The sequence below is a fragment of the Pseudomonas aphyarum genome, from assembly GCF_028657055.1.
Lineage (GTDB): Bacteria > Pseudomonadota > Gammaproteobacteria > Pseudomonadales > Pseudomonadaceae > Aquipseudomonas > Aquipseudomonas aphyarum.
The window spans coordinates 30,084-52,164 of the sequence record NZ_JAMDGS010000021.1; the positions used below are offsets into that span (position 1 = coordinate 30,084).

Below are 22,081 nucleotides of genomic sequence, written 5' to 3' on the forward strand. Positions count from 1 at the left end.
AGCTTTTATTGTGGGTCCTTTATTACCAAACACGCGAATGTCATTCGTTATACGGCAATCCTCGCATCACGGGGAGGGGTTGCCGACCTGTGAACCTGTGGATGCACACACTGTGCCGGATAAACCGGGCCGATCCGCCGCTTTATCGACCGCTGCGAATCATAGCCGAGGCTGTCGAAGTTGTTGGCGACAGCACTTGAGGGCATTTGCGACAGAATCTGACATCCCGCTGCACGCAGCTCGTAAGAATTTTCTCTTGCGGCCTCAATTTCCCCCTCCGGCAGCCGAATTCCTCAGAGACAGAGGAATTTGTCCGACAATCGTTCCAAAAAAAAACTTCGATGTCGCACTCAAGGAAACGGGTGGAAAACAACGTTTTTCGGCTGCCAATAACCGCGAGTCATCTGCACTGCGTGGGCCTACAAGAAAATCTGGAGCGCGGATGAACATCAAACAGAAGTTGACCTGGGCGTTTGCAATCATCGCCTGCTTGCCCGTGGTGCTGGTCGCCACGCTGGTGGTACTGAACCTGCGCAGCGATGCCCGGGACGATTTTGTCGACAGCAGCGGGCGCGAGATCCGTCAGGTCAGCAACGCCATGCAGCTTTTCTTTGACGGCATCAGCCAGAACGTTGATTACCTGGCGACGCAACCGCTGATCAAGAACACCGACGACAGCCTCAAGACCTACATGAGCGCCAACGCCGAAAGCATTCCGCAGGGCGAGATGGACAAGAAGGTCTTCGCCTTTCTGCAGGACCTGGGCAACAGTCATCCGGCCTACGCCTACGCGATCGTCGGCACCGCTGCCGGCGGCTACGTTTCCTGGCCCGACGATCCCAAGCTGAGCAACTACGACCCGCGTCAGCGCCCGTGGTACAAGGCCGCCCAGGCCAAGCCCGGCAAGCCGTTCCGCACTGCCGCCTATTACTGGGCGCAGGACGATGCGACCTATGTCAGCACCGTGCGCACCATCGACAACAAGCTCGGCAGCAACGGCGGCGTGGTCAGTATCGACGTGACGCTCAAGCAGCTCACCGAGATCGTCAAACAGATCAAACTGGGTGAAAGCGGTTACCTGATGCTGCTGGAAAACAGCGGCACGGTGCTGGTCGACCCCAAACAGCCGGAGCACAACTTCAAGCCGCTCGACAGCCTAGGCGAGGGCTACGCGCAACTGGCCAAGGCCGGCAAAGGGCTGGTGGAAGTCGAGCTCAACGGCGAACGTTACATGGCCAACGTCTGGCCGTCGGAACAACTGGGCTGGACCTTCATCGGCCTGATCAAACAGAACGACGTGATGAGCTCGGCCACTCAACTGACCTGGCTGATCGCGATCATCGCGGCCGTACTGGCGGTGTTCTTCGCGGTGGTCGGCGCCAGTTTCGCCAGCCTCATAGTGCGGCCGATCCGCAGCGTGGCCAGCGGTCTGGAAGGCATCGCCCAGGGCGAAGGCGACCTGACCAAGAACCTCGACATCCGTGGCAGCGACGAAACCGCGCAACTGGCCAACTGGTTCAACCAGTTCCTCACGGCGATCCGCAGCCTGATCCAGCACATCGGCGGCGCGGCCGGGAAAATCCTCGCCACTTCGCAGAGCTCGACCCGGGTTTCCGGCGACATGGCCGAAGCCGCCGGGCGCCAGCGCGAAGCGGTGGACATGGTCTCGACCGCGTTCCACGAAATGGTCGCCACCGCCAACGAAGTCGCCCGCTCGTGCAGCCAGGCGGCGGAGTCGGCCGACAGCGGCCAGCGTCAGGCCCGCGAAGGTCAGCAGCAAATCGATGCGGCGGTTCACAGCGTCGACCAACTGAGCCAGGAACTGGAGCAGTCGGCGCAGTCGATGCAACAACTGGAACGCGACAGCAACGACATCCAGTCGATCCTCGGCACCATCCGTTCCATCGCCGAACAGACCAACCTGCTGGCACTCAACGCGGCCATCGAAGCGGCGCGGGCCGGTGAGCAGGGGCGTGGTTTTGCGGTGGTGGCCGATGAGGTTCGCGCACTGGCCAAACGCACGGCGGATTCCACGGCGGAAATCGACGGGCTGCTGGGCAACCTGGCCAAACGTACCAGCGCGGTGACCCAGCAGATGCGCGCCAGTCTTGATGTTTCGCAGCAATCGGTGGCACGGATTGGCGAGGCACGGGAGAGCTTTGGTCAGATTCGTGAGTCGGTGGATGTGATTCGTGACATGAACACGCAGATCGCGACGGCGGCGGAAGAGCAGCATCAGGTGGCTGAGGACATCAATCGGCATATCAGCCAGATTCATGGTGATGCGCAGTTGGTGGCGGAGCTGGCGAATTCGGCGCGGCTGGATTCGCAGAGTCTGGCGGGGTTGTCGAATGAGCTGGATGGGTTGGTGCGCAGGTTCCGGACTTGAGATTGGGGGGAGCCCTGAAAAGCCCCCTCACCCTAGCCCTCTCCCGGGGGGAGAGGGGACTGATTGGGGGATGCTTGAGAACTACGCCGACCTGAACGAGCGTTGTTGAATCCATAATCGACTCTAATCTTTCAGGTCGATGTATAACGCCAGACAACTCGGTCGGCTCCCTCTCCCTCCGGGAGAGGGCTGGGGTGAGGGAAAGCTTTTTGCTCCTCTAGCGCTCGACGATGGCAGTCACACCCTGCCCCCCCGCCGCACAAATCGAAATCAACCCCCGCCCCTGCCCCGCCGCATCCAGCAACTTCGCCAAATTCGCCACAATCCGCCCGCCCGTCGCAGCAAACGGATGCCCCGCCGCCAGCGAGCTGCCCTTGACGTTCAGGCGGCTGCGATCAATCGAGCCCAACGGCGCATCCAGCCCCAGCCGGGTCTTGCAGTACTCCGGATCTTCCCAGGCCTTCAACGTGCACAACACTTGCGCGGCAAATGCCTCGTGGATTTCGTAGTAGTCGAAGTCCTGCAAGGTCAGCCCATTGCGCGCCAGCAAGCGTGGCACCGCGTAAACCGGCGCCATCAAAAGTCCTTCGGCACCGTTGACGAAATCCACCGCCGCCGCTTCGCCGTCCCGCAGGTACGCAAGGATTGGCAGACCACGTTCCTTGGCCCACTCCTCACTGCCCAGCAACACCACCGACGCGCCATCGGTCAGTGGCGTGGAGTTGCCGGCGGTCAGCGTGCCCTTGGCGCTTTTCTCGAAGGCCGGTTTCAGGGTCGCGAGCTTTTCCAGGGTCAGGTCGGGGCGCAGGTTGTTGTCGCGGGTCAGGCCGAGGAACGGGGTCATCAGGTCGTTGTGCCAGCCTTCGCTGTAGGACGCCGCCAGTTTGTGGTGGCTTTCAAAGGCCAGTTGATCCTGTTCTTCGCGGGGGATGTTCCAGGTCTGCGCCATCAATTCGCAGTGCTCGCCCATCGACAGGCCAGTGCGCGGTTCACCATTGCGCGGGAATTCGGGGATCAGGTGTTTCGGGCGCAATTGCAGAAAGGTCTTGAGCTTGTCGCCGGTGGTCTTGGCGCGGTTGGCTTGCAGAAGGATCTTACGCAGGCCTTCGCTGACGCTGATCGGCGCATCAGACGTGGTGTCGACGCCGCCGGCGATGCCGCAATCGATCTGGCCGAGGGCGATCTTGTTCGCCACCAGCAACGCCGCTTCCAGGCCGGTGCCGCAGGCCTGCTGAATGTCGTAGGCCGGAGTCGCCGGTGACAGGCGCGAGCCGAGCACGCATTCGCGGGTCAGGTTCATATCCCGTGACAATTTCAGCACCGCCCCTGCGACCACTTCGCCGATGCGCTGGCCGTGCAGGTTGTAGCGTTCGATCAGGCCTTCGAGGGCGGCGGTGAGCATCACCTGATTGCTCGCGGTGGCATACGGCCCGTTGGAACGGGCAAACGGAATGCGGTTGCCACCAATGATCGCGACGCGGCGCAGCTGACTCATGAAATGCTCCTTGTGAAATATCCGGTCTGAAAATCGAGCGCTGAAAACCCGGTCGGGCCACAAAAGCGCCGAGGGCAAACTACTCTGCTGTTCTAGCGTAGGCCTTATTGCGTGGATCGAACGATTGATTGCCCTTCGCAGTCCACACTTTGAACCCCATCTTCTGGAGAGCGTTCCATGTCTGACCGCTATATCGACTTCGCCAACTCGTCCATCGGCCACCGCCTGGTCGGGGCCCTGGGCCTGCCGTCGCCGGTGCGGCTGGAACGCTGGCAGGCCGGGCGCCTGCGGCCGGTAGACGGTGCGCTGCTGATCGGCGGCGGGCCGCTGGCCGAGCGGGTCAGCACCTTCGCCAATCGCCTGACCGACGCGATCTACCGCTACGGCGACCAGCCGGCGAGCGCTACCCAATGGATTCCCGGCCACGGCCCGAAACTCAAGGCCGTGGTGTTCGACGCCAGCGATTTGCAGCACACCGACCAGCTCAAGCAGCTGCGCGAATTCTTCCAGCCGCTGATGAAGAATCTCGACAGCAGCGCGCATCTGGTGATTCTCGGCCGCGCCCCGGAAACCCTGCGCGAACCGTTTGCCGCCAGTGCGCAGCGCGCGCTCGAAGGCTTCTCCCGCTCATTGGCCAAGGAACTGCGCAGCGGCGGCACGCTGCAACTGATCTACGTCGGCGAAGGCGCCGAGGATCAGCTCGAAGGACCGCTGCGGTTTTTCCTCTCGCCGAAAAGCGCCTTCGTCTCCGGACAAGTGATTCGTCTGACGGCTTGCGCCACTCAAGTTACCGACTGGACGCGCCCGCTGGCCGGACGCAAGGCGCTGGTCACCGGCGCGGCGCGGGGCATCGGTGCTTCCATCGCCGAAACCCTGGCCCGTGACGGCGCCGAGGTGATCCTGCTCGACGTGCCGCCCGCGAAAACCGATCTCGAAGCCCTGGCCGCTCGCCTCGGCGGACGCGCCATCACCCTCGACATCTGCGCCGAAGACGCCGCTGCGCAACTGATCGAACAACTGCCGGACGGCCTCGACATTCTGGTGCACAACGCCGGCATCACCCGCGACAAGACCCTGGCCAACATGACGCCCGAGTTCTGGGACGCGGTGTTGGCGGTCAATCTCAACGCACCGCAAGTGCTGACCAAGGCCCTGCTCGACAGCGGCACCTTGCGCGATAACGCCCGGGTGATTCTGCTGGCGTCGATCAGCGGCATCGCCGGCAATCGCGGGCAGACCAATTACGCGGCGAGCAAGGCCGGGCTGATCGGCCTGGCCCAGGCCTGGGCGCCGACGCTGCTGGAACGCGGCATCAGCATCAACGCCGTGGCGCCCGGTTTCATCGAGACCCAGATGACCGCGCACATCCCGTTCGGCCTGCGTGAAGCCGGGCGGCGCATGAGTTCGCTGGGCCAGGGTGGCCTGCCGCAAGACGTCGCCGAAGCCGTGGCCTGGCTGGCCCAGCCGGGCACCGGCGCGTTCACTGGGCAAGCCTTGCGGGTGTGCGGCCAAAGCGTTCTGGGGGCCTGAACATGACCATCGAATGGCAAACGCTGCACCACGAGCCGAGCCTGCCGGGGCTGTATGCCCGGGCGGCGACCCGGCGCAAAATCACCGGCACCACCCTGCCCGACAGCGGTTTGCGTTGCGCCGTCGAGGTGGATGGCAAACGTCTGGCGGCGTATCGCAAGGTCTGCGGTTTCGCCGATGACGGCCTGCTGCCGCCGACCTATCCGCATATCCTGGCGTTCGCCCTGCAGATGCAATTGCTGACGGCCAAGGAGTTTCCGTTCCCGCTGCTGGGGCTGATTCATCTGAGCAACCGCATCCGCGTATTGCGGCCAATGGGCGGGATCAGTCGTGCACAAGTCAGCGTCCGGGTGCATAACCTGCAACCGCATCCGAAGGGCGCGACCTTCGATCTGCTGACCACCCTCGACGATCAACTCGGCCCGTTGTGGGAAGCCGAAAGCCGGATGCTCTGTCGCGGCGTGAAGCTCGAAGGCGAACCGGTCGAACAGACCTGGGAGCCGACGCTGCCCCTCGCACAAGTGGCGCAATGGAAGGCGCCGACGGACATCGGCCGGCAGTACGCCAAAGTCTCCGGCGACTACAACCCGATCCACCTGAGTGCGGCCAGCGCCAAGTTGTTTGGCTTCCCCACCGCTATTGCCCACGGTCTGTGGAACAAGGCCCGCACCCTGGCGGCACTGGCGGATCATCTGCCCAAGGCCAACCTTGAGGTCACCGTGCACTTTCGCAAACCGGTGCGCCTGCCGAGCGAGGTGAGCCTGTTCGCCAGCGCTGCCGGTTCCAGCGGTGAGTTGCGCCTGATCGGCGCCGGGGATCTGGAGCACATGGTGGGCAACTGGCAGCCGGTGGCCTGACATCGAAGCCGGGAAAACCTGATCAATTGTGTATATATCACTTAAGTTTTCCCGCGCCGCGAACATCTTCTTCGCCAAAAACCAGCCTTGATTTTCAAGGCTTTTTTTTGCGCGCCTATATCCTCGGTATTAGTCGTTAGGCGGCACTCGCAGCCACCTGCATAAAGGCGTTAATACCAACTTGAGAATGGCGTGCATCCAGCCTTGCGATTGATATGAACACAACGGACGAAGGCATTGCCGGCAACAGAACCGGCGAGCCGTCGAAGTCAACGAACGTTGTGACAGGTGCAAGGAATAACCCTCATGAAAACCCACATGAAAGCCCAGGCGTGGTGCAAATCGGCAACAGCACTGGCCCTTATTCTCTCCCTCGGTCTGGCCGGTTGCAGCAGTGGCGGCGGCGGTCATCACAGCAGCTCCGGCAGTTCCTCTCCAGACAGCTCCACCGCCGGCACCGGTGGTTCCAGCGGCACCGGCGCCAGTGGTGGAACGGCAGGAACGGGCGGCACTGGCGGCACCACGGATCCGACCAATCCTACCAATCCGACAGACCCTACCGATCCAACCAACCCGACCAATCCGAGTACACCGACGCCTCTGGTCACCACCACACTGGTGCAGGACGTCGGCACTACCGTCAGCGGCGTCGGCGATGGCGTCGGCCAGGTCGGTGACTCCCTGAGCGGCGTGCCGGTCGTTGGCGGCGTGGTGCAAAGCGCGGCCCGGACTGCCGGCAACGTAGTGACTACGCTGGGCGACGGCGTGGCCAACGGCATCGGCAAACTGGCGACCACCGACAATGGCCTGGGCGTCACCGCTTCGGCAGTCGGCGGCGTGGTCCAGGATGTGGGCAACGGCGTGTCCGACCTGAGCGGCAAACTGGCGACTGCCACCGGCAGCGTTCCAGTGGTCGGCGGCGTGGTGACCAAAGTCGCTCCACTGCTCAACGGAGTCGGTGAAAAAGTCACCATGCTCGGCGACACGCTCAGCACCGCTACCACCACCGGCCCGCTCGGCTCGGTTACCAAAGAAGTGGGCAGCAAACTGGTGCCGGTGATTGCCATGGTCGAAAGCACCACGGACAAACTCGGCAGTGCCACGGGCCTGGGTGCTCCCGTGAACGGCCTGCTGCAGAAAGTCGGCAGCACGGTCGACGGTGTGGGTGACAAGGTCACGGATGCCGGCAACGGCAACGCCCTGACCAACACCGTCGGCGGTGCCTTGAGCAATGTCGGCACCGCTGTGGGCAAGGCCGGTGGACTGGTCGCCAACGGCACCGGTTCGGGAACGGGCGTCGGTGGCGGACTGGGCAACAATGGCTTGCTGCAAACCGTCGGCGGCGCAGTCGTGAACGTCGGCGCCGGGTTGAGCAACGGCAATGGCAGCCTCGCCGCACCGGGTGGTGTTCTGGCAGCGGCGGGCAATACCGTGGCCTCGCTCAACACCGTGCTCGGCGGCTCGGGATCACCGATCACCAGCCCGACCACTCCCCTGGCCACCCTGGGCAACAACGTGGGTGCGGGACTTGCACCGGTTACCACTGCGGTCACCAGCCTGACCCAGAATGTCGGCGCCGCCACCGGGCTCGGCTCTCCGGTCGCGGGTCTCACCAGTCAGGTCGGCGGCGCCGTCAGCAATCTGGGCAACACCCTCGCCGGCACCAACAACAACCCGGTCGTGGCGGCGGTCGGCAATACCGTCACCACGGTGGGCAACACGGTCACTGCGGTCGGCGGACTGGTCAACGGTGGCACCACCACCGGGGCTGGCGGCGGACTGGGTGGCGTCCTCGGCGGCCTCACCGGCGCCCTGGGCGGTCGCAATCGCTGATTTGCACCTGGCCGATTCGACGGCCTTACCTACAGCGCCTACGCTTGGTTGAGGGCGGAAGATTCCCACGAGTCTTCCGCTTTTTTCTTAGGAGAAACCCTGCCCCGTGCTGCGGGTTTGAACATGGAGTGTCCTATGCGCGTCATGGCATCCCTGCTGTTGCTCAGTCTCGGTTCCACCGCCCTCGCCGACACCCTGCCCAGCTTTCTCAACAGCAACGAAACCATCCGCAACCTGCCGGTGCCGAACCTGCCCGCCGACGCTTACCGGCCGAACGCCGCGCCGCTGCAAGTGCCGGAGCCCGGCGCCACGGCCGCACAGCCGTTGCTGATGGGCACGAAGATCAACCTGAGGACCGTGCAGATCGAAGGCGGCACGCTCTACCCGCTGAACGAACTGGCCGAAATCTACAAACCCCTGATTGGCCGCGAGAGCAGCCTCGCCGACCTGATCGAAGCCACCCGCACGATCACCCGTCGCTATCAGCAGGACGGTTATCTGCTGTCCTACGCCTTCCTGCCACAGCAGACCTTCGATGACGGTGTGGCGCGCGTGGTGCTGGTGGAAGGTTACGTGCGTGACGTGCAGATCGCCGGCGACGTCGGGCGGGTCAAAGCCCTGCTCGACCGGTTGGCCGCCAAACTCCAGGCGGAACGCCCGCTGACGCGCAAGACGTTCGAGCGCTACACCACGCTGATGACCCGCATTCCCGGCGTGACGATCCAGGCCCAGGTGCCGCCGCCCGGCACCACCGATGGCGCCACGACGCTGGTGGCCCAAGCCAGCCGCAAACCGTTCACCAGCACCCTGAGCACCACCGAAGACAACCGTAACGGCACCCAGGCGTTGCTCGGCGTCAGTAGCAATTCACAAACATCGATGGGCGAACAGTTGAGCCTCAGCGGGCTGTTTCCACCGGGGGATGATCACGAGCATTACTACCGGCTGGACTACAACCAGTTCATCAACGACGAAGGTGCGCAGTTGAATCTGTCGGCCTCACGCTACCGCGCCGACCCCGGCACCAACGTGCTGTTGAACAACGGGCTGGAACTCAAGCCGCACCGCGAAAACGACCGTTATTCGCTCGGTTTCACCCTGCCGCTGATTGCCGCCTCGGATGAGTTGCTGACCGCCGGATCGCGCCTGTACGCCGTCAACGACAAGACCCGCTACAACGTGATCGGCTACCCGCTGAGCGTCGAAGAACGCACCGACATCCGCGCCCTCGCCTTCGAAAGCGACTGGCGCAAGGCCGATGCCCGCCAATTGCGCATTCTCAGTGGCGGCGTGTACCAAGGCTTCGACAGCCTGGGCGCACACACCAACAACAGCGCCATCGACCTCGACTTCTTTCGGGTGCGCCTTTCCGGGGTGCAGAGCGACAAGTTCTTCGACAACTGGCAAGGGGTGCTGTCGGCTGCGTTGTACTGGAGCCGCGACACCCTGCCCGACAGCGAGCGCGCGGTGTTCGGCGGGCAGAATTTCGGTCGCGGTTATCCCGACGATCAGGCATCCGGCGACAAGGGCTGGGGCGTGGCTTACGAGATCAACTACAGCTTCAACCGCGATGGCAACTGGGTGCGCATCCTGCAACCGTACTTCGTGCTCGACCGCTCACGCAGCTGGTTCAATGAATTGCCGGTGCAGGCCAACAACCTGTCATCGGCGGCGTTTGGTCTGAGATTTGGCGATGCGAAGTACTACAACATCGCCCTGGAAGCGGCCAAGGCGATGTCGGATGAAGCGCTGGACACCTTCAATCGTCGGCCGCGCTACAGCATCAGTTTCAGCTATCAGCTGTAGCACGATCGACCGCTGAATCAGAAGGCGTAGCGCACTTTCGCCGTGAAGCCGTCAGCGTCAAATCCGCTGGCGGTCACGTAGTTGTAGGACCCGCCAACGCTCCACGCGCCCATCCGATAGTTGGCGCCCAGACCCAGTTCATAACTGTCACGCACCGGGGTGGTGCCACGGCTGGTGAACGAATCGCCACCCAGCACGAACGACGACGTGGTGCCGGTCTTGTCCCCAATGACGTCATGCCAGGCCATCAACTTGGCTTCCGGTTCCAGGCTGCCGGTGCCCACATCGAACGCAGCGGCCAGACGTGCACCGACACCCATTTCGCCCACTTCATAACGCTGACTGCCGACATTCAGCGAAGCCGAACTGCCCTTCTCGCGATAGCTGTCCATGCCCACATTGGCGTAACGCGCCCCGACCTGCGGCTCCAGCACCACATCCGGCATCAGGTGCACGGTGTAACCGGCCAGCGCGCTGACGCCGAACACGTTGCTGTCGTAATCACCCTTGGCGCGGGTACCGGCGATGTAGCGGCGAGACTCGTTGTCGCTCCAGCCGTACATCAGCGACGAATCGACAAACCAGTTGTCGTGGGTCCAGTTGCCGTACAGGGTCAGCGCATGGCCGGTGACCTGGGTCTTGCTGCCGCGATCGGATTTCACATCGGTGTCGAGGTAGCTGTACGCCAGACCGACCGCCAGATCGGCATTCAACTGACCATCGGCACCCACGGCGATGCCATGGCTGTCGGCATCGTAACCACTGACACCACGACGCTCATCCTGGTTGGCATCGCTGCTCAAGGCTTGCAGCCAGACACCTTTGTCCGTCGACACCCCAGCAGTGCGGGCACGGCTGGAGCGATCATTGATGACACCCGACACCAGCGTCTGACTGTTGGTCGCAGCGTGAATCACCCCACGGCTGACATCCGGGCTGAGGGTTTCGGACAACCGCGCCAGCTGCGCATCGGTGCTGGCGTTGGCGAACGCCTGGAACACCGGATCCTGCTCATCGATCCGCGACATCACCGCCGACAATCGCCCCACTGCCGTCGCCGCATTGCGACTGCCACCGGCCGCGAGGGTGTTTCGCGCCAGCACTTCATCGGACTTGGTCGTCACCACCGTCGCGATGTCAGTGCCATCGACCCCGAAACTCTTCACATCGAGCAGCGCAGAAGTGGACGTCACGGTGAGGTTATTGCCGCCGACAAGACTGCCCGAGCTGATCAGGGTGTACTTCGTACCCCCCGGCGTCACCCGGAAATCACTGGAACGCGCCAACAGACGCAACGTCGCACCCGGCGCGATATCGGTAGTGCCCGTGACCTTCAACACCGGCAACGCCGGATTGGTGTCATTGCCCAGGTACATTTCCAGCACCGAGTCGGACTCTTCCATGTCGAAGTCACCGATGATCGTGGTGTGCGGCCTCACCAGCGTCAGCGTCCCGTCCTCGATGGTCACGTAACCGGATTTGATGGTCGAACCGTCGAAGACCGCGTCGCCGTCGATGATAACGCCGGACAACCCGAGCAGATCGCCTTTGACCTGGCCGCCATTGAAGTGAAAGTAGCTGACCCCGTCATCCACCTGAATCGCCGCCTGACCACCCTCGATCAGACCTTCCAGCTGATAGATCACGAATGGCAGGCCACCGGCCGGCTGATCGCTGACATGCACACCGATGGACTCACCGGAAATCGTGCCCTGGTTGAACAGCGCGAAAGTACCCGTTCCTGCCGGGGCACTGTATTTCACACCCTCCAGCGTCAGGGCCTCGGCGTTTGCCCCGGTTGCGCGAATCGTGCCGTTGTTGTTCAGGGCGCCCTTGAGCGTCGCACCATCCAGAAACAACCCCAGCGCGTCGGTCCCGCTGACACTGATCGTGCCATCGTTGGATACCCCGTTCAGCGTGGTATGCACCAGCGACACGCCGCCAGCCCGCGCCCCGCTGACCTCGATAAGGCCCTCGTTGAGCAACGAGCCACCCAGCGTACTGCCGATATCAGAAATACCGGTGGAACTGCCTGAACCGGCCAGACCGTTGATCTTGATCGAACCCTGGTTTTGAAGGTTGAAACCGATGGTGCTCGGCACAACCCCGGCAGAGCCCAGCAGGATGCCGTAGCCGTGAGTGGCGCCGTCAATCTGGATCACGCCCTTGTTGACCACATCCAGCGACGCCGTCAAACCCGTGATCTGCGCACCGTAAGTCATCCCCGGCGCCGCAACGGGAGCAATCACCCCGGTACCGACAAGGTTGATCTGATCCCAGGTCTGAAGACTGCTCGTCAACGACCCGCCGCTCAAATCGTGATTGAGACTGGCAGCAAAAGCCGTGGGGAGATGCAAAGAAGCCGCAGCCACAGACAGCGCCAGCAACGAACGGCGCAGACAGAAAATATTCAAAACGAGAGTCCCTTCCAAAACGAAAAATGTTCCAGCAGGGCTCAACGCATCAAACAGGCCTCCCTACCGACCCGTCAGCAACACAAGATCGGGCGCGGCGGAATCTACACGAGCCATCATTTCGACACCACTAAAAAGCCAAACAACTGACGCCAAAAAATCAATAAAACACACCAAACCAAACCGAATACACGATGAGCGTTAGCTCGAGCACCGCTTTTGACCCACGGGCGACTTCGGAAGGCTGAGTGGAGGGATTCATTCGGGGGTGGGAGCGCAGCGACCGTTTGGCGAAGCCAAACACATCGAGAGGAGGTGCAGCGAAGCAAACCGTAGGCGATGCCCCCCGGATGAATCCCGGAGCGAAGGAACCCCGAGCCTTAGCGAGCGGGCCGAACGCAGGAGCAAGCCCTTTTGGTTCCTTTTGGGGCGTTTGCCAAAAGGGACTCGCCGTAAGGGCGAAACCACAAGAAGCCGTTACCGCAGCAACGGATATTCACCCAACCCCCAACAGCATGGTCGGCCCAAAGGCCGCCAAGCCCCAACGATCAGGAAACATTAACCCGAGGCTTGGGAAACAAATTATCAAGCGTCTCAAGCAACCGAACGTGATAAATCGGCTTGCGAAACAAATCCAGCACCTGCAACCGCAACATGTCACTCACATCCTCCATGTCCGCATGCCCGGAAGTCACAATCACCGGCAAATGCTGACGCGAAGTATGCTCCCGCAGCCGCTTGATCAACGACATGCCACTCTCCTCCGGCATGCGCAGATCCGTAATCACCAGCGCAATATCCGGATGCCGGGTCAAATGATGCAGGGCCAGCTTCACCGACGTCGCGGTATGACAGACAAAACCCTCTCCCTCCAGCAACTCCGCCAGCTCCAACAACGCGTCCTCCTCGTCATCGACCAGAAGCAACTGTTGGCGGGGCGTTTGGGAGGAAGACATAAGGCATTACCTTGCGAGGGACTGAGCGCTGACGTTAGAACCCCTTGGGCGCATTCGCAAGTTGCCGACCGTAGACATCACAGGTCTCAGAGTGCGGCCAGGATGCCGTTGAACATTGTGGTAATAGCAGTGGAAATGGGGGTCACGAACGCCGCCAGCGCCACCGCCACCATCCCGGCAATGATCGCGTATTCGATACCGGATGCCCCTTCGGTGTCCTTGGCCAGACCTTTGTAGAAAGCGACCTGGGATTTGATTGTCTGCACGGCTTTTTTTGCGAAGGACATGACTGATTCTCCTTGAAGGCATGGGGTGTTGCGGCGTTCGCAACATGATTTCCCCGTGCCAGCATCAGCATTGTCGGCATTACCCGGACCTACAACTGTAAGAACGGATTAACACCAAAGTAGTAGCGACCCAAACAACGGCAAAAAACCATGTTTGGCGCTTTAGCCCCCTACTTTCGGCGGATATTTCGGCCCGCGTAATGGCGTTTTGTTCTGGCTGCGCTACCGTCAAATAGCGAAATAGTTACTGGTTCATAGCTGCCTGTTTGCGAATTTATCTCGTTGGAAGTCACGGGTTGTTGCAGGGGACATAGCGCAGCGGGAAAGGGAGAGCCGTCATGAACAGTCGCGTCACTCTGGGCCTGGCCGGCATCTTGCTGCTGGGTGCCATCATCGCCGGTTACTGGGGGCTCACATTGAGTCGTCAGGCCCCGGCCGCCGAACCCGTGGTTGCCACCCCTGATACCCCCGTCGCCACCCCGGCACCGGTGGAAGATCCGACTCGCCAGCCGGTAGTGGTGCTGGTGCGCGACATCGCTCCGTTCGTGACCATCACCGCCGCCGACGTCGCCGTGGAAAAACTGCGCACCGCCCCCGCCGGCAGCCTGGCGAGCGTCGATCAGGTGATCGGCCGCACGCCATGGCGCGCCCTGAGCGCCGGCACCTGGTTGACCCAGGAAAGCTTTGAGGCCGGCAGCCCGCTGGCGCGGATGATCCGTCCCGGCGAGCGTGCACTCGCGGTGGCGGTGGATGAAGTGATCAATGCCGGCGGCCAACTGGCGCCGGGGGATTACGTCGATGTGCTGCTGTTCTTGCGCAAGGATGAAAACAACCCGCAACCGACCGCCCAACTGGTGGTGCCTGCCGTGCGGGTGCTGGGTGTGGGCAATCAGATGGGCCTGACCAACAGCGGCCAGCCTGCAAGTCCCGCCCACAGCGAAGAAGAAAAACTCAAGCAGGAACAACTGCGTGCCGCCGCCCGCAGCGTGGTGCTCGCGGTGCCTGAACCGTTGCTCAACCGCCTGATGCTGGCCTCCAGCGCCGGCGTGCTGAGGCTGGCCGTGCGCAGTGCCGACGAGCAGCAACTGGCCCGCTACTGGGCCGGTGACAACAACGTTGCAGCCGGCCTCGACAGTCCTCGGCGCGAACTGATCGAGTTCAGCCAGCTGTCGTTGACGCCGCCACCCAAACCCATGGCGGTCGCCAGTCAGACCGCTCCCAGAAAACCGGCCGTGGAAGTGATTCGCGGCACCGAATCCGTCGAACCTACCCCCTGAATCGAGCAAGGACGCACCTCCATGCGCAAACGCTTTACGCCCCTGTTCCACTGGCTGCAGTTTTCCTTGCTGAGCGTGGCTTCGATCGGCAGCGCGGCTGCCGCCACCGGCAATTGCGCCACGCTCGCGCCGTTGCCGGCCGTGCTGGAAATCGGCGAAGGCCTGCAACAGGCCGTGCAGTCACCGGTGGCGATCACCCGGGTGGCAGTGGGCGATCCGAAGATCGCCGACGTGCGCGTGACCGGCGATCAGGGCGTGTTGCTCACCGGCGTCGGCCCCGGTGCCACCACGCTGATGATCTGGACGGCCTGCGCCAGCACGCCGCGTCAGAGCATGGTGTTCGTGCAGGGCAAGGCCAGCGCGGCGATGACCGCGGCGGCGCTGCCGTCCAGCAGCGAACCGGACCTGCCCTCGCAGGTGCAGACCGACATCCGCTTCGTCGAAGTCAGCCGCACCAAACTCAAGGAGGCCGGTACGTCGATCTACGGCAAGGGCTCCAACAACTTTCTGTTCGGCGCACCGGGCACCGTGCCGAACACCGGGGTCACGCCGGGTGTGGTGCCGCTGTTCAACATCGACCCACGCATCGCCTCGCCGAGCATTCCGCTGGCCAACGACATGTTCAACATCGTCTGGGGCGGTGGCAGCAGCAAGTTCCTCGGCATCGTCAACGCGCTGGAAGGAAGCGGTTTTGCCTACACCCTCGCCCGGCCAAGCCTGGTTGCATTGAGCGGTCAGAGTGCGAGCTTCCTCGCCGGTGGCGAGGTGCCGATCCCGGTGCCCAGCGCCAACAGCAACAGCTATTCCATCGAGTACAAGGAATTCGGTATCCGCCTGACTCTGACCCCGACCGTGGTCAGCAATGACCGGATCGCCCTCAAGGTCGCCCCGGAAGTCAGCGAGCTGGACTACAACAACGGCGTGACCATCGGCGGCACCAAAGTGCCGGCGTTCACCATTCGCCGCACCGACACCAGCATCTCCCTGGCCGATGGCGAAAGCTTCGTCATCAGCGGTTTGATCAGCACCCGCAACGCCTCGGAAGTGAACAAGTTTCCTGGGCTGGGCGACATCCCGGTGCTCGGTGCGTTTTTCCGCAACTCGTCGATCAACCGCGAAGAACGCGAACTGCTGATGATCGTCACCCCGCACCTGGTGCAACCGTTGGCCGTCAACGCGCCATTGCCGTCGTTGCCCGGCGAGAAACTGCGCAACTACGACCCGAACTGGTATCGCCTGTACTTCCTGGAAAACGGCAACTTCGATAAACGCAGCGGGTTATCGCAATGAGCCAGAGCCTGAGCCAGACGTTCCTCGCCATCACCCGTAACACCACTGATCTTGAGTGGCTGCAAGGCGCGCTGGCGCCGCTGGGCCAGGTGGTCAGCGCCGGTGGCGGCAGCCTCGACGAACTGCTGGCGCTGGTCGACGTGACTTTCGCCAGCCTGGTGTTCGTCGGCCTCGACCGTGAACATCTGGTGGCCCAGAGTGCGTTGATCGAAGGCGTGCTCGAAGCCAAACCGATGCTGGCGATCGTCGCCCTCGGTGACGGCATGGACAATCAGCTGGTGCTCAACGCGATGCGCGCCGGTGCCCGGGATTTCGTGGCCTACGGCTCGCGCTCCAGCGAAGTCGCCGGGCTGGTGCGTCGCCTGAGCAAACGCCTGCCGGCGGTGACGCCAAACACCCAGCTCGGCGGTTTGACCGTTTTGTACGGCATCCAGAGCAACGCCGACGGTGCGCTGCTGGCCAATCACATGGCGCTGGTGGTGCAGAAGAGCGGCCAGCAGACCTTGCTGCTCGACCTCGGCCTGCCGCGCGGCGACAGCCTCGCCCTGCTGGGGCTGGAGAGTTCGTTTCATTTCGGCGACGCCTTGCGCCACTTGCGCCGCCTCGACGCGACCCTGATCGACAGCGCCTTCACCAGCGCCGAGGCCGGGTTGCGCATTCTCGCCTACGCCCCCGGCGACGAACCGCTGGAGCGCACCAGCGCCGCCGAGCTGTACATGTTGCTCAGCGCCCTGCGCCAGCACTTCCAGCACATCGTGGTGAACCTCACCGGCCAGCCCGACAGCGAAGCGCTGCGCACCTTCGTCAGCCATTGCGACAAGCTGCTGTGGTACACCGACCAGAATGTCCTCGACTGCCGGCGCAACCTTGCGGTGCTCAATCTGTGGCGCGAAAAAGGCATGAAGCTCGATCACGGCCGGCTGCTGGTGGATCGCTACCTGCGCAATGTCGCACCGGACTCCGACACCCTCGGCAGAACCTTCGGCCTGGAAGTCATCGCGGTGCTCGCCTACAGCCCGGAACTGCGCCTCAACGCCAAGAACCAAGGCGTGACCCTGTTCGAACTGGCCCCGCGCGAAGCCATCAGCCAGAGCCTGCGCACCCTCGGCGAACGACTGGCCAAGCGCTCCGAAGGTCTGGCCAAACCCAAAATCACCTGGTTCGACCGCTTGCGAGGCAGCTCATGAGCAGCGAGCAATTGTTCGGCGGGCCACAGCGCAACGCCACCGGCAACACCGACCACGACGGCCTGAAACTGGTGCTGCACCGCTACATCATCGACGCCATCGAGGAGTCGGGAAAAAACCTGCTGGAAGGCTCGCGGCAAGTGCTGTCGCAGTTCGTCATCGACAAGGTCGCCGAATACATCGCCCGTCTGCACCTGGCGATTTCCCGCTATGAGATGGAGCGTCTGGCCGAAGAAATCGTCGACGAACTGACCGGTTTCGGCCCGCTGGAAGTGCTGCTGCGCGACAGCGCCGTGACCGAGATTCTGGTCAACGGCCCGCACCGGGTGTTCATCGAACGCGATGGCGTGCTGCACCTGAGCGACCTGCGTTTCATTGATGCACACCACGTCGAACGGGTGATGCAGCGCATCCTCGCCCCGCTCGGCCGGCGCCTCGACGAGTCGTCGCCGATGGTCGATGCGCGCTTGCCCGATGGCAGCCGGGTCAACGCGATCATCCCGCCAATCGCCCTCGACGGCCCGTGCCTGTCGATCCGCAAATTCCGCAAGGACATGCTCAAAAGCACCGACCTGATGGCGATGCAGACCATCGACCAGGCGATTTTCGACTTCATCGCCGAGGCGGTCGGCAAGCGCTGCAACATCCTCATCAGCGGCGGCACCGGCACCGGCAAGACCACTCTGCTGAACATTCTCAGCCAGCTGATCAACCCCCACGAACGGCTGGTGACCATCGAAGACGTCGCCGAACTGCAACTCGGCCATCCGCACGTGGTGCGCCTGGAAACCCGTCCGCCGAATGCCGAGGGCCACGGCGAAGTGAAGGCCAGCGACCTGATCCGCAACGCCCTGCGGATGCGCCCTGACCGGATCATTCTTGGCGAGATTCGCGGGGTCGAAGTGGTCGACGTGCTGACCGCAATGAACACCGGCCACGACGGCTCGATGAGCACGGTCCACGCCAACAATGCACAGGACGCGTTGCTGCGCCTGGAAACCCTGGTGGGCCTGACCGGACGCACCATTGCCGAACGCACCCTGCGCCAGATGATCTGCGCTGCGCTCGACGTGATCATTCAGCTGACGCGCATGCCCGACGGCCGCCGCTGCGTCAGCGAAGTGGTGGAAGTGGTCGGGGTACGCGATGACGTCTACGTCACCAACACTCTGTTCCGCCTCGACCGCCGCACCGGTTTCGGTTTTCTGCGCGAAGCGGTCAACCCGGCCGGTGACAAATTGCGCCGCGAACCGGCGCTGTCACAGTGAGGGCCACGGCATGCTCAAACCGCTGTTGCTGATCCTGATCTGTCTGGCGCTGCTCGGGCTGTCGCTGCGCCTGTTTTATAACGGCTGGCGCCAGGGCGGCACCGAACGGGTGCTGGACCGGTTGAATCAGGGACAACCGCAGTTGTTGGCGGAAAAACCGCGCTGGGCCGGACTGGAGCGAGCCTTTTTGCGGGCGGGTCTCGGTCGCCCGGATCGCCTCGAACTGTGGTTGCTGCTGTGGGCCTTCGGCAGCGTGATCGGCCTGGCAATCGGTGGCTGGATCGGCTTTGTGTTGCTGCTGGTGTTGCCACCACTGGCGTTGCGCCTCTACGTCAGCTGGCGCTATCAGCGACGGCTGCGGCGGATGATCGAACAACTGCCGCAACTGCTCGATCACACGGTGCGCAGCCTGAAATCCGGACGCACCCTGGCCGACGCGGTACTGGGTGCGATCGACGCCAGCGAAGACCCGCTGAAAAACGCCATGGGCCGTGTGCAACGCAACGTGCAGTTGGGGGTGAGCCTGCCGGAGGCGGTGGGCGATGTGGCCGAGCTGTATGAAAAGGACGAACTGCGCCTGTTCGCCGTCGGCCTGAAGGTCAATCACCGCTACGGCGGCAACGCCAGCGAGCTGCTGGAAAACCTGATCCGGATGATCCGCGAGCGCGATCAGGCATCTCGCCAGTTGCGCGCCATGACCGGCGAAACCCGCATCACCGCCTGGGTCCTCGGCCTGCTGCCGGTAGGGCTGGCCGGCTACTTTCTGCTGTCCAATCCCAAATACCTGATCGCCATGTGGAACGACCATTCCGGCCAGATGATGCTCGCCAGCGCCTTCGGCCTGCAGGTGATCGGCAGCCTGCTGCTCTGGCGGATGTTGCGCAGCCTATGACCATGCCCCTGATGATCAGCGCCCTGTTGATGCTGGGCGCCGCACTGTTGCTGATCAGCGGTCTGCTCGACCGCCGCCGTCGCGCACGGCAGGTCACGCGGCGGCTGGAAGGTGCGCTGCTGCGCGACAATCGTTTCGGCAACCTGCTGCAAGTGCTCGGCGGCAGTTCCCTCGGCCAGCGCGCCGTCAAACTCGACAACGAAACCCAGACCCTGCTCAACCGCCTCGGCTGGCGCAGCGCCCGCCAGCGCTCGCTGTTCGCCGCCTGCCAGATCGGCTCACCGCTGCTGTTGCTGACCGTTGCGGTGCTGCTGCAAGGCGTGCTGTTTCCCCACATCGAAAGACCGTGGATCGCCCCGATGTTCGCCCTGGGCATCGGCTACCTGTTGCCCAAACGCCTGCTGGCGATGGCCGCCGCCCGCCGGCAAAAACAACTGGCCACGGAAATCTCCACCTTCATTCCGCTGCTGCGCATCCTGTTCGAAGCCGGCATGGCCGTGGAGCAGGCGTTGCGCGTGCTCAGCCACGAAGGCCAGACGCTGCTGCCGGTACTGACCCAGGAGTTGCGCCTGGTGCTGGCCCGGGTCGACTCGGGCCTGGAACTGGGCGAGGAACTGAATAAGGCCACGCGACTGCTGGCGGTGGACGAATTCACCGACACCTGCGTGATCCTTCAGCAACTGCTGCAACAGGGCGGCGGCGCGATGAAGTCGCTGCTGGCGCTCAAGCAACTGCTCGATGACCGGCGCCTGACAAGGTTGCAGGAATACATCTCGAAAATGTCCGCCAAAATGTCCGTCGTGATGATGATGTTTCTCTTCCCGGCGCTGTTGATCGTCCTCGCCGGCCCGGGCTTCAGCGCCCTGGCGCGGGCGCTGGGCTCATAAAGGAATCGCCATGAAAGCAATGATTGCCTGTTTGACCCTGCTGATGCTCGGCGGCTGCGCCAGCAACGGCCAGGCGCCCTGGAACGCCCTGACCCCGAACGCCGGTTGCGGCCCGTTGAGCCAGGAGCAACAACTGTCGATGACCCTGGCCGACGACATGGCCAAGGACGGCAAACTGCACGCCAGCCTGGCCAACCTGCAAAGCCTGCCAGACAACCTCGCCGACGTCCGCCTGCGCAAGGCCAAGGTCTATCGCCTGCTGGGGCGCAGCGAAGCCGAACCGTTGTATCGCGGCCTGCTCGGCAGTTGCCTGGCTGCCGAAGCCGAACACGGCCTCGGCCAACTCGCCGCCGCACGCGCCGACTACGGCCAGGCCCAGGCCCACCTGCAACGCGCCGCCCGCCTGGCCCCCACCGACGAAAAAATCCGCAACGACCTGGGCGTGGTGTACCTCAACCAACTGCGCATCGAAGACGCCCGCTTCGAATTCCTCACCGCCATGGAACTCAAGCAAAGCGACTCGCTGGCCGCGCTGAACCTGGTGACGCTGCTGCTCTACCAGGACGACTGGACCCGCGCCGCCGAACTGGTCAGCCGCCTGAACCTCAGCCCCGAACAATTCAGCGAAGCCCAGGCCCGCGCCCAGAAACTCAAGACCCCAAGCCCCGTCACCGCAGCCGCTACCGCGATGCTCAAATAAGGAGCCCCGCCATGAAAGCCACCGCGCTCTGCCTCACCCTCCTCGCCCTGCCCCTGACCACCCACGCCATCGACCCCGGCCCCGCCTCGGCGCAACAACAGGAAACCGAAGGCTGGCTGCTCCTGCAAAGCCGCAACAAAGCCGCCTCCACCAAACCCCAGACCAGCACCCCCACCGAACGCGAACTGAGCATGCAACGCTGGTTGAAGAGCTACACGCACGAAATTCCAGAGTTCTTTGATCAGAAGCAGGGAGGAAGTGTGGACAGTGGGTCGGGGGGATAGACGAGGCAGGAGCACACATTTCCAAACGTGTTTGCCGTCCTACAGATGGCCCGATTCTGGGGGATGTTTCCGACACGTCGCGTCGGTTGTCCCTCGGAAACGGGGTGGATAGGCTTTGAGGGTCGCTGACGCATCAGCGGCCGGGTCTGGAAAACCCGATTTCGACCAACCATGCTCGTGGCATACTGCGGCCCTTTCAGCTCGCAGTGTTATGGCGGCTGTGCGCGGGAGGCCCTTGGGCCTGCCGGGTTGGATGGTTGACCGGTTTTTCCAGTCCGTGCACAGCTGCCACCCTTTCGCCTGGAAAACGAAAGATGGCAGCTTCAACTCAACCAGCCATCGAGTAATGCTTTCATGAAGAAACCAACGCCCAATCCTCCTGAAACTGACGAAACCTCTCCCTACGAATCCGCCGATTCCAGGAAGCTCCACGAAGCCGCCGAACGCGCCCTCGACCACCACTTCAATCCCCTCCCGAAAAAATGCCCCGGCCGTAAACCGAGCCAGATGTTCCAGATCTCACCGGACATGGACGACGAAAGCCTGCTGGCCCACGCCTGCGAATCCCTGGCCTCGGCCAGCGTCATGGCCAGTGACGTGGCGGCCTATGTCGACTCACCGCAACGGCACCGGATTCTGGGCATACAACAAGTCATCATGCTCGCCGAACTGGCGGTGAACCGAGTACTGGATAACGTTGAGGTCAGTCGATATCCGGCATAGATGCTT

18 protein-coding genes and 1 pseudogene are annotated in these 22,081 nt (G+C 62.9%); 15 read left to right on the forward strand and 4 right to left on the reverse strand.

Features of this window, described 5'->3' with window-relative positions; genetic code table 11:
• Positions 1-442 precede the first annotated feature (442 nt).
• Together M5G18_RS29075 and M5G18_RS29080 are read left to right on the forward strand one after the other, a co-directional pair.
• Positions 443-1,531, forward strand: a pseudogene (locus M5G18_RS29075) (cache domain-containing protein); the annotation flags it as partial.
• Between the two features lie 129 nt (positions 1,532-1,660).
• Entirely contained in the window at positions 1,661-2,389 is a 729-nt protein-coding gene (locus tag M5G18_RS29080; RefSeq protein ID WP_371320909.1) for a methyl-accepting chemotaxis protein, read from the forward strand.
• Positions 2,390-2,606: 217 nt separating this feature from the next.
• On the opposite strand, the gene M5G18_RS27565 is transcribed toward M5G18_RS29080, so the two are convergent.
• Complete coding sequence (locus M5G18_RS27565) at positions 2,607-3,884, reverse strand: acetyl-CoA C-acetyltransferase (RefSeq protein WP_134333955.1); 1,278 nt, start codon at positions 3,882-3,884, stop codon at positions 2,607-2,609.
• Between the two features lie 177 nt (positions 3,885-4,061).
• Between M5G18_RS27565 and M5G18_RS27570 the strand changes: the two genes are divergently transcribed.
• The 4 genes from M5G18_RS27570 (at position 4,062) to M5G18_RS27585 (ending at position 9,910) form a co-directional block, all read left to right on the forward strand.
• Entirely contained in the window at positions 4,062-5,414 is a 1,353-nt protein-coding gene (locus tag M5G18_RS27570; RefSeq protein ID WP_273899107.1) for a 3-oxoacyl-ACP reductase, read from the forward strand.
• A 2-nt stretch (positions 5,415-5,416) separates the two neighbouring features.
• Positions 5,417-6,271: a MaoC family dehydratase gene (locus tag M5G18_RS27575; protein WP_262159184.1), complete on the forward strand. Its 855-nt coding sequence runs from the start codon at positions 5,417-5,419 to the stop codon at positions 6,269-6,271.
• A 318-nt stretch (positions 6,272-6,589) separates the two neighbouring features.
• Positions 6,590-8,104 carry a collagen-like triple helix repeat-containing protein gene (locus tag M5G18_RS27580; RefSeq protein ID WP_273899124.1) on the forward strand — a complete coding sequence of 505 codons (1,515 nt, stop codon included), beginning with the start codon at positions 6,590-6,592 and terminating at the stop codon, positions 8,102-8,104.
• A 135-nt stretch (positions 8,105-8,239) separates the two neighbouring features.
• On the forward strand, positions 8,240-9,910 hold the full coding sequence (locus M5G18_RS27585) for a ShlB/FhaC/HecB family hemolysin secretion/activation protein (protein ID WP_273899108.1): 1,671 nt from the start codon (positions 8,240-8,242) through the stop codon (positions 9,908-9,910).
• Between the two features lie 17 nt (positions 9,911-9,927).
• Here the strand turns inward: M5G18_RS27585 and M5G18_RS27590 are convergent, their stop codons facing one another.
• The 3 genes from M5G18_RS27590 to M5G18_RS27600 form a co-directional block, all read right to left on the reverse strand.
• A complete protein-coding gene (locus M5G18_RS27590) occupies positions 9,928-12,210 on the reverse strand; it encodes an autotransporter family protein (protein WP_273899109.1) in 2,283 nt (760 codons plus the stop codon).
• 662 nt (positions 12,211-12,872) lie between these two features.
• The gene (locus tag M5G18_RS27595) at positions 12,873-13,280 is read right to left on the reverse strand and encodes a response regulator (RefSeq protein ID WP_273899110.1); all 408 of its coding nucleotides are present in this window, start codon (positions 13,278-13,280) and stop codon (positions 12,873-12,875) included.
• A gap of 86 nt (positions 13,281-13,366) precedes the next feature.
• The gene (locus tag M5G18_RS27600; protein ID WP_273899111.1) at positions 13,367-13,567 is read right to left on the reverse strand and encodes a Flp family type IVb pilin; all 201 of its coding nucleotides are present in this window, start codon (positions 13,565-13,567) and stop codon (positions 13,367-13,369) included.
• Between the two features lie 338 nt (positions 13,568-13,905).
• Here M5G18_RS27600 and cpaB point away from each other — a divergent pair, with 338 nt between their 5' ends.
• From cpaB to M5G18_RS27645, 9 genes are all read left to right on the forward strand, one after another.
• On the forward strand, positions 13,906-14,844 hold the full coding sequence (cpaB, locus tag M5G18_RS27605) for a Flp pilus assembly protein CpaB (RefSeq protein WP_273899112.1): 939 nt from the start codon (positions 13,906-13,908) through the stop codon (positions 14,842-14,844).
• Between the two features lie 21 nt (positions 14,845-14,865).
• Complete coding sequence (locus tag M5G18_RS27610) at positions 14,866-16,134, forward strand: type II and III secretion system protein family protein (RefSeq protein WP_273899113.1); 1,269 nt, start codon at positions 14,866-14,868, stop codon at positions 16,132-16,134.
• On the forward strand, positions 16,131-17,321 hold the full coding sequence (locus M5G18_RS27615; RefSeq protein ID WP_273899114.1) for a CpaE/TadZ family protein: 1,191 nt from the start codon (positions 16,131-16,133) through the stop codon (positions 17,319-17,321). The genes M5G18_RS27610 and M5G18_RS27615 overlap by 4 nt, the downstream gene beginning before the upstream one ends.
• Entirely contained in the window at positions 17,318-18,589 is a 1,272-nt protein-coding gene (locus tag M5G18_RS27620; protein WP_273899115.1) for a TadA family conjugal transfer-associated ATPase, read from the forward strand. Before M5G18_RS27615 ends, M5G18_RS27620 begins: the two co-directional genes overlap by 4 nt.
• Positions 18,590-18,599: 10 nt before the next feature.
• On the forward strand, positions 18,600-19,481 hold the full coding sequence (locus tag M5G18_RS27625; RefSeq protein ID WP_273899116.1) for a type II secretion system F family protein: 882 nt from the start codon (positions 18,600-18,602) through the stop codon (positions 19,479-19,481).
• Positions 19,478-20,368 (forward strand): type II secretion system F family protein, encoded by an 891-nt coding sequence (locus M5G18_RS27630; protein WP_273899117.1) that lies wholly within the window; start codon positions 19,478-19,480, stop codon positions 20,366-20,368. Before M5G18_RS27625 ends, M5G18_RS27630 begins: the two co-directional genes overlap by 4 nt.
• Positions 20,369-20,378: 10 nt before the next feature.
• Positions 20,379-21,068, forward strand: coding sequence for a tetratricopeptide repeat protein (locus M5G18_RS27635; protein WP_273899118.1), 690 nt, complete (start codon positions 20,379-20,381; stop codon positions 21,066-21,068).
• Between the two features lie 11 nt (positions 21,069-21,079).
• The gene (locus M5G18_RS27640) at positions 21,080-21,352 is read left to right on the forward strand and encodes a DUF3613 domain-containing protein (protein ID WP_273899119.1); all 273 of its coding nucleotides are present in this window, start codon (positions 21,080-21,082) and stop codon (positions 21,350-21,352) included.
• Positions 21,353-21,706: 354 nt separating this feature from the next.
• Complete coding sequence (locus M5G18_RS27645; RefSeq protein WP_011332283.1) at positions 21,707-22,075, forward strand: DUF6124 family protein; 369 nt, start codon at positions 21,707-21,709, stop codon at positions 22,073-22,075.
• Positions 22,076-22,081 lie beyond the last annotated feature (6 nt).

Bases quoted from the DNA above. Each gene is read 5' to 3' on its own strand.
- M5G18_RS29080 (WP_371320909.1), top strand. From the start codon at position 1,661: ATGGTCTCGACCGCGTTCCACGAAATGGTCGCCACCGCCAACGAAGTC.
- M5G18_RS27595 (WP_273899110.1), bottom strand. From the start codon at position 13,280: ATGTCTTCCTCCCAAACGCCCCGCCAACAGTTGCTTCTGGTCGATGAC.
- M5G18_RS27610 (WP_273899113.1), top strand. From the start codon at position 14,866: ATGCGCAAACGCTTTACGCCCCTGTTCCACTGGCTGCAGTTTTCCTTG.
- M5G18_RS27580 (WP_273899124.1), top strand. From the start codon at position 6,590: ATGAAAGCCCAGGCGTGGTGCAAATCGGCAACAGCACTGGCCCTTATT.
- M5G18_RS27645 (WP_011332283.1), top strand. From the start codon at position 21,707: ATGAAGAAACCAACGCCCAATCCTCCTGAAACTGACGAAACCTCTCCC.
- M5G18_RS27585 (WP_273899108.1), top strand. From the start codon at position 8,240: ATGCGCGTCATGGCATCCCTGCTGTTGCTCAGTCTCGGTTCCACCGCC.
- M5G18_RS27635 (WP_273899118.1), top strand. From the start codon at position 20,379: ATGAAAGCAATGATTGCCTGTTTGACCCTGCTGATGCTCGGCGGCTGC.
- M5G18_RS27630 (WP_273899117.1), top strand. From the start codon at position 19,478: ATGACCATGCCCCTGATGATCAGCGCCCTGTTGATGCTGGGCGCCGCA.
- M5G18_RS27575 (WP_262159184.1), top strand. From the start codon at position 5,417: ATGACCATCGAATGGCAAACGCTGCACCACGAGCCGAGCCTGCCGGGG.
- M5G18_RS27570 (WP_273899107.1), top strand. From the start codon at position 4,062: ATGTCTGACCGCTATATCGACTTCGCCAACTCGTCCATCGGCCACCGC.
- M5G18_RS27640 (WP_273899119.1), top strand. From the start codon at position 21,080: ATGAAAGCCACCGCGCTCTGCCTCACCCTCCTCGCCCTGCCCCTGACC.
- M5G18_RS27615 (WP_273899114.1), top strand. From the start codon at position 16,131: ATGAGCCAGAGCCTGAGCCAGACGTTCCTCGCCATCACCCGTAACACC.
- M5G18_RS27600 (WP_273899111.1), bottom strand. From the start codon at position 13,567: ATGTCCTTCGCAAAAAAAGCCGTGCAGACAATCAAATCCCAGGTCGCT.
- cpaB (WP_273899112.1), top strand. From the start codon at position 13,906: ATGAACAGTCGCGTCACTCTGGGCCTGGCCGGCATCTTGCTGCTGGGT.
- M5G18_RS27565 (WP_134333955.1), bottom strand. From the start codon at position 3,884: ATGAGTCAGCTGCGCCGCGTCGCGATCATTGGTGGCAACCGCATTCCG.
- M5G18_RS27625 (WP_273899116.1), top strand. From the start codon at position 18,600: ATGCTCAAACCGCTGTTGCTGATCCTGATCTGTCTGGCGCTGCTCGGG.
- M5G18_RS27620 (WP_273899115.1), top strand. From the start codon at position 17,318: ATGAGCAGCGAGCAATTGTTCGGCGGGCCACAGCGCAACGCCACCGGC.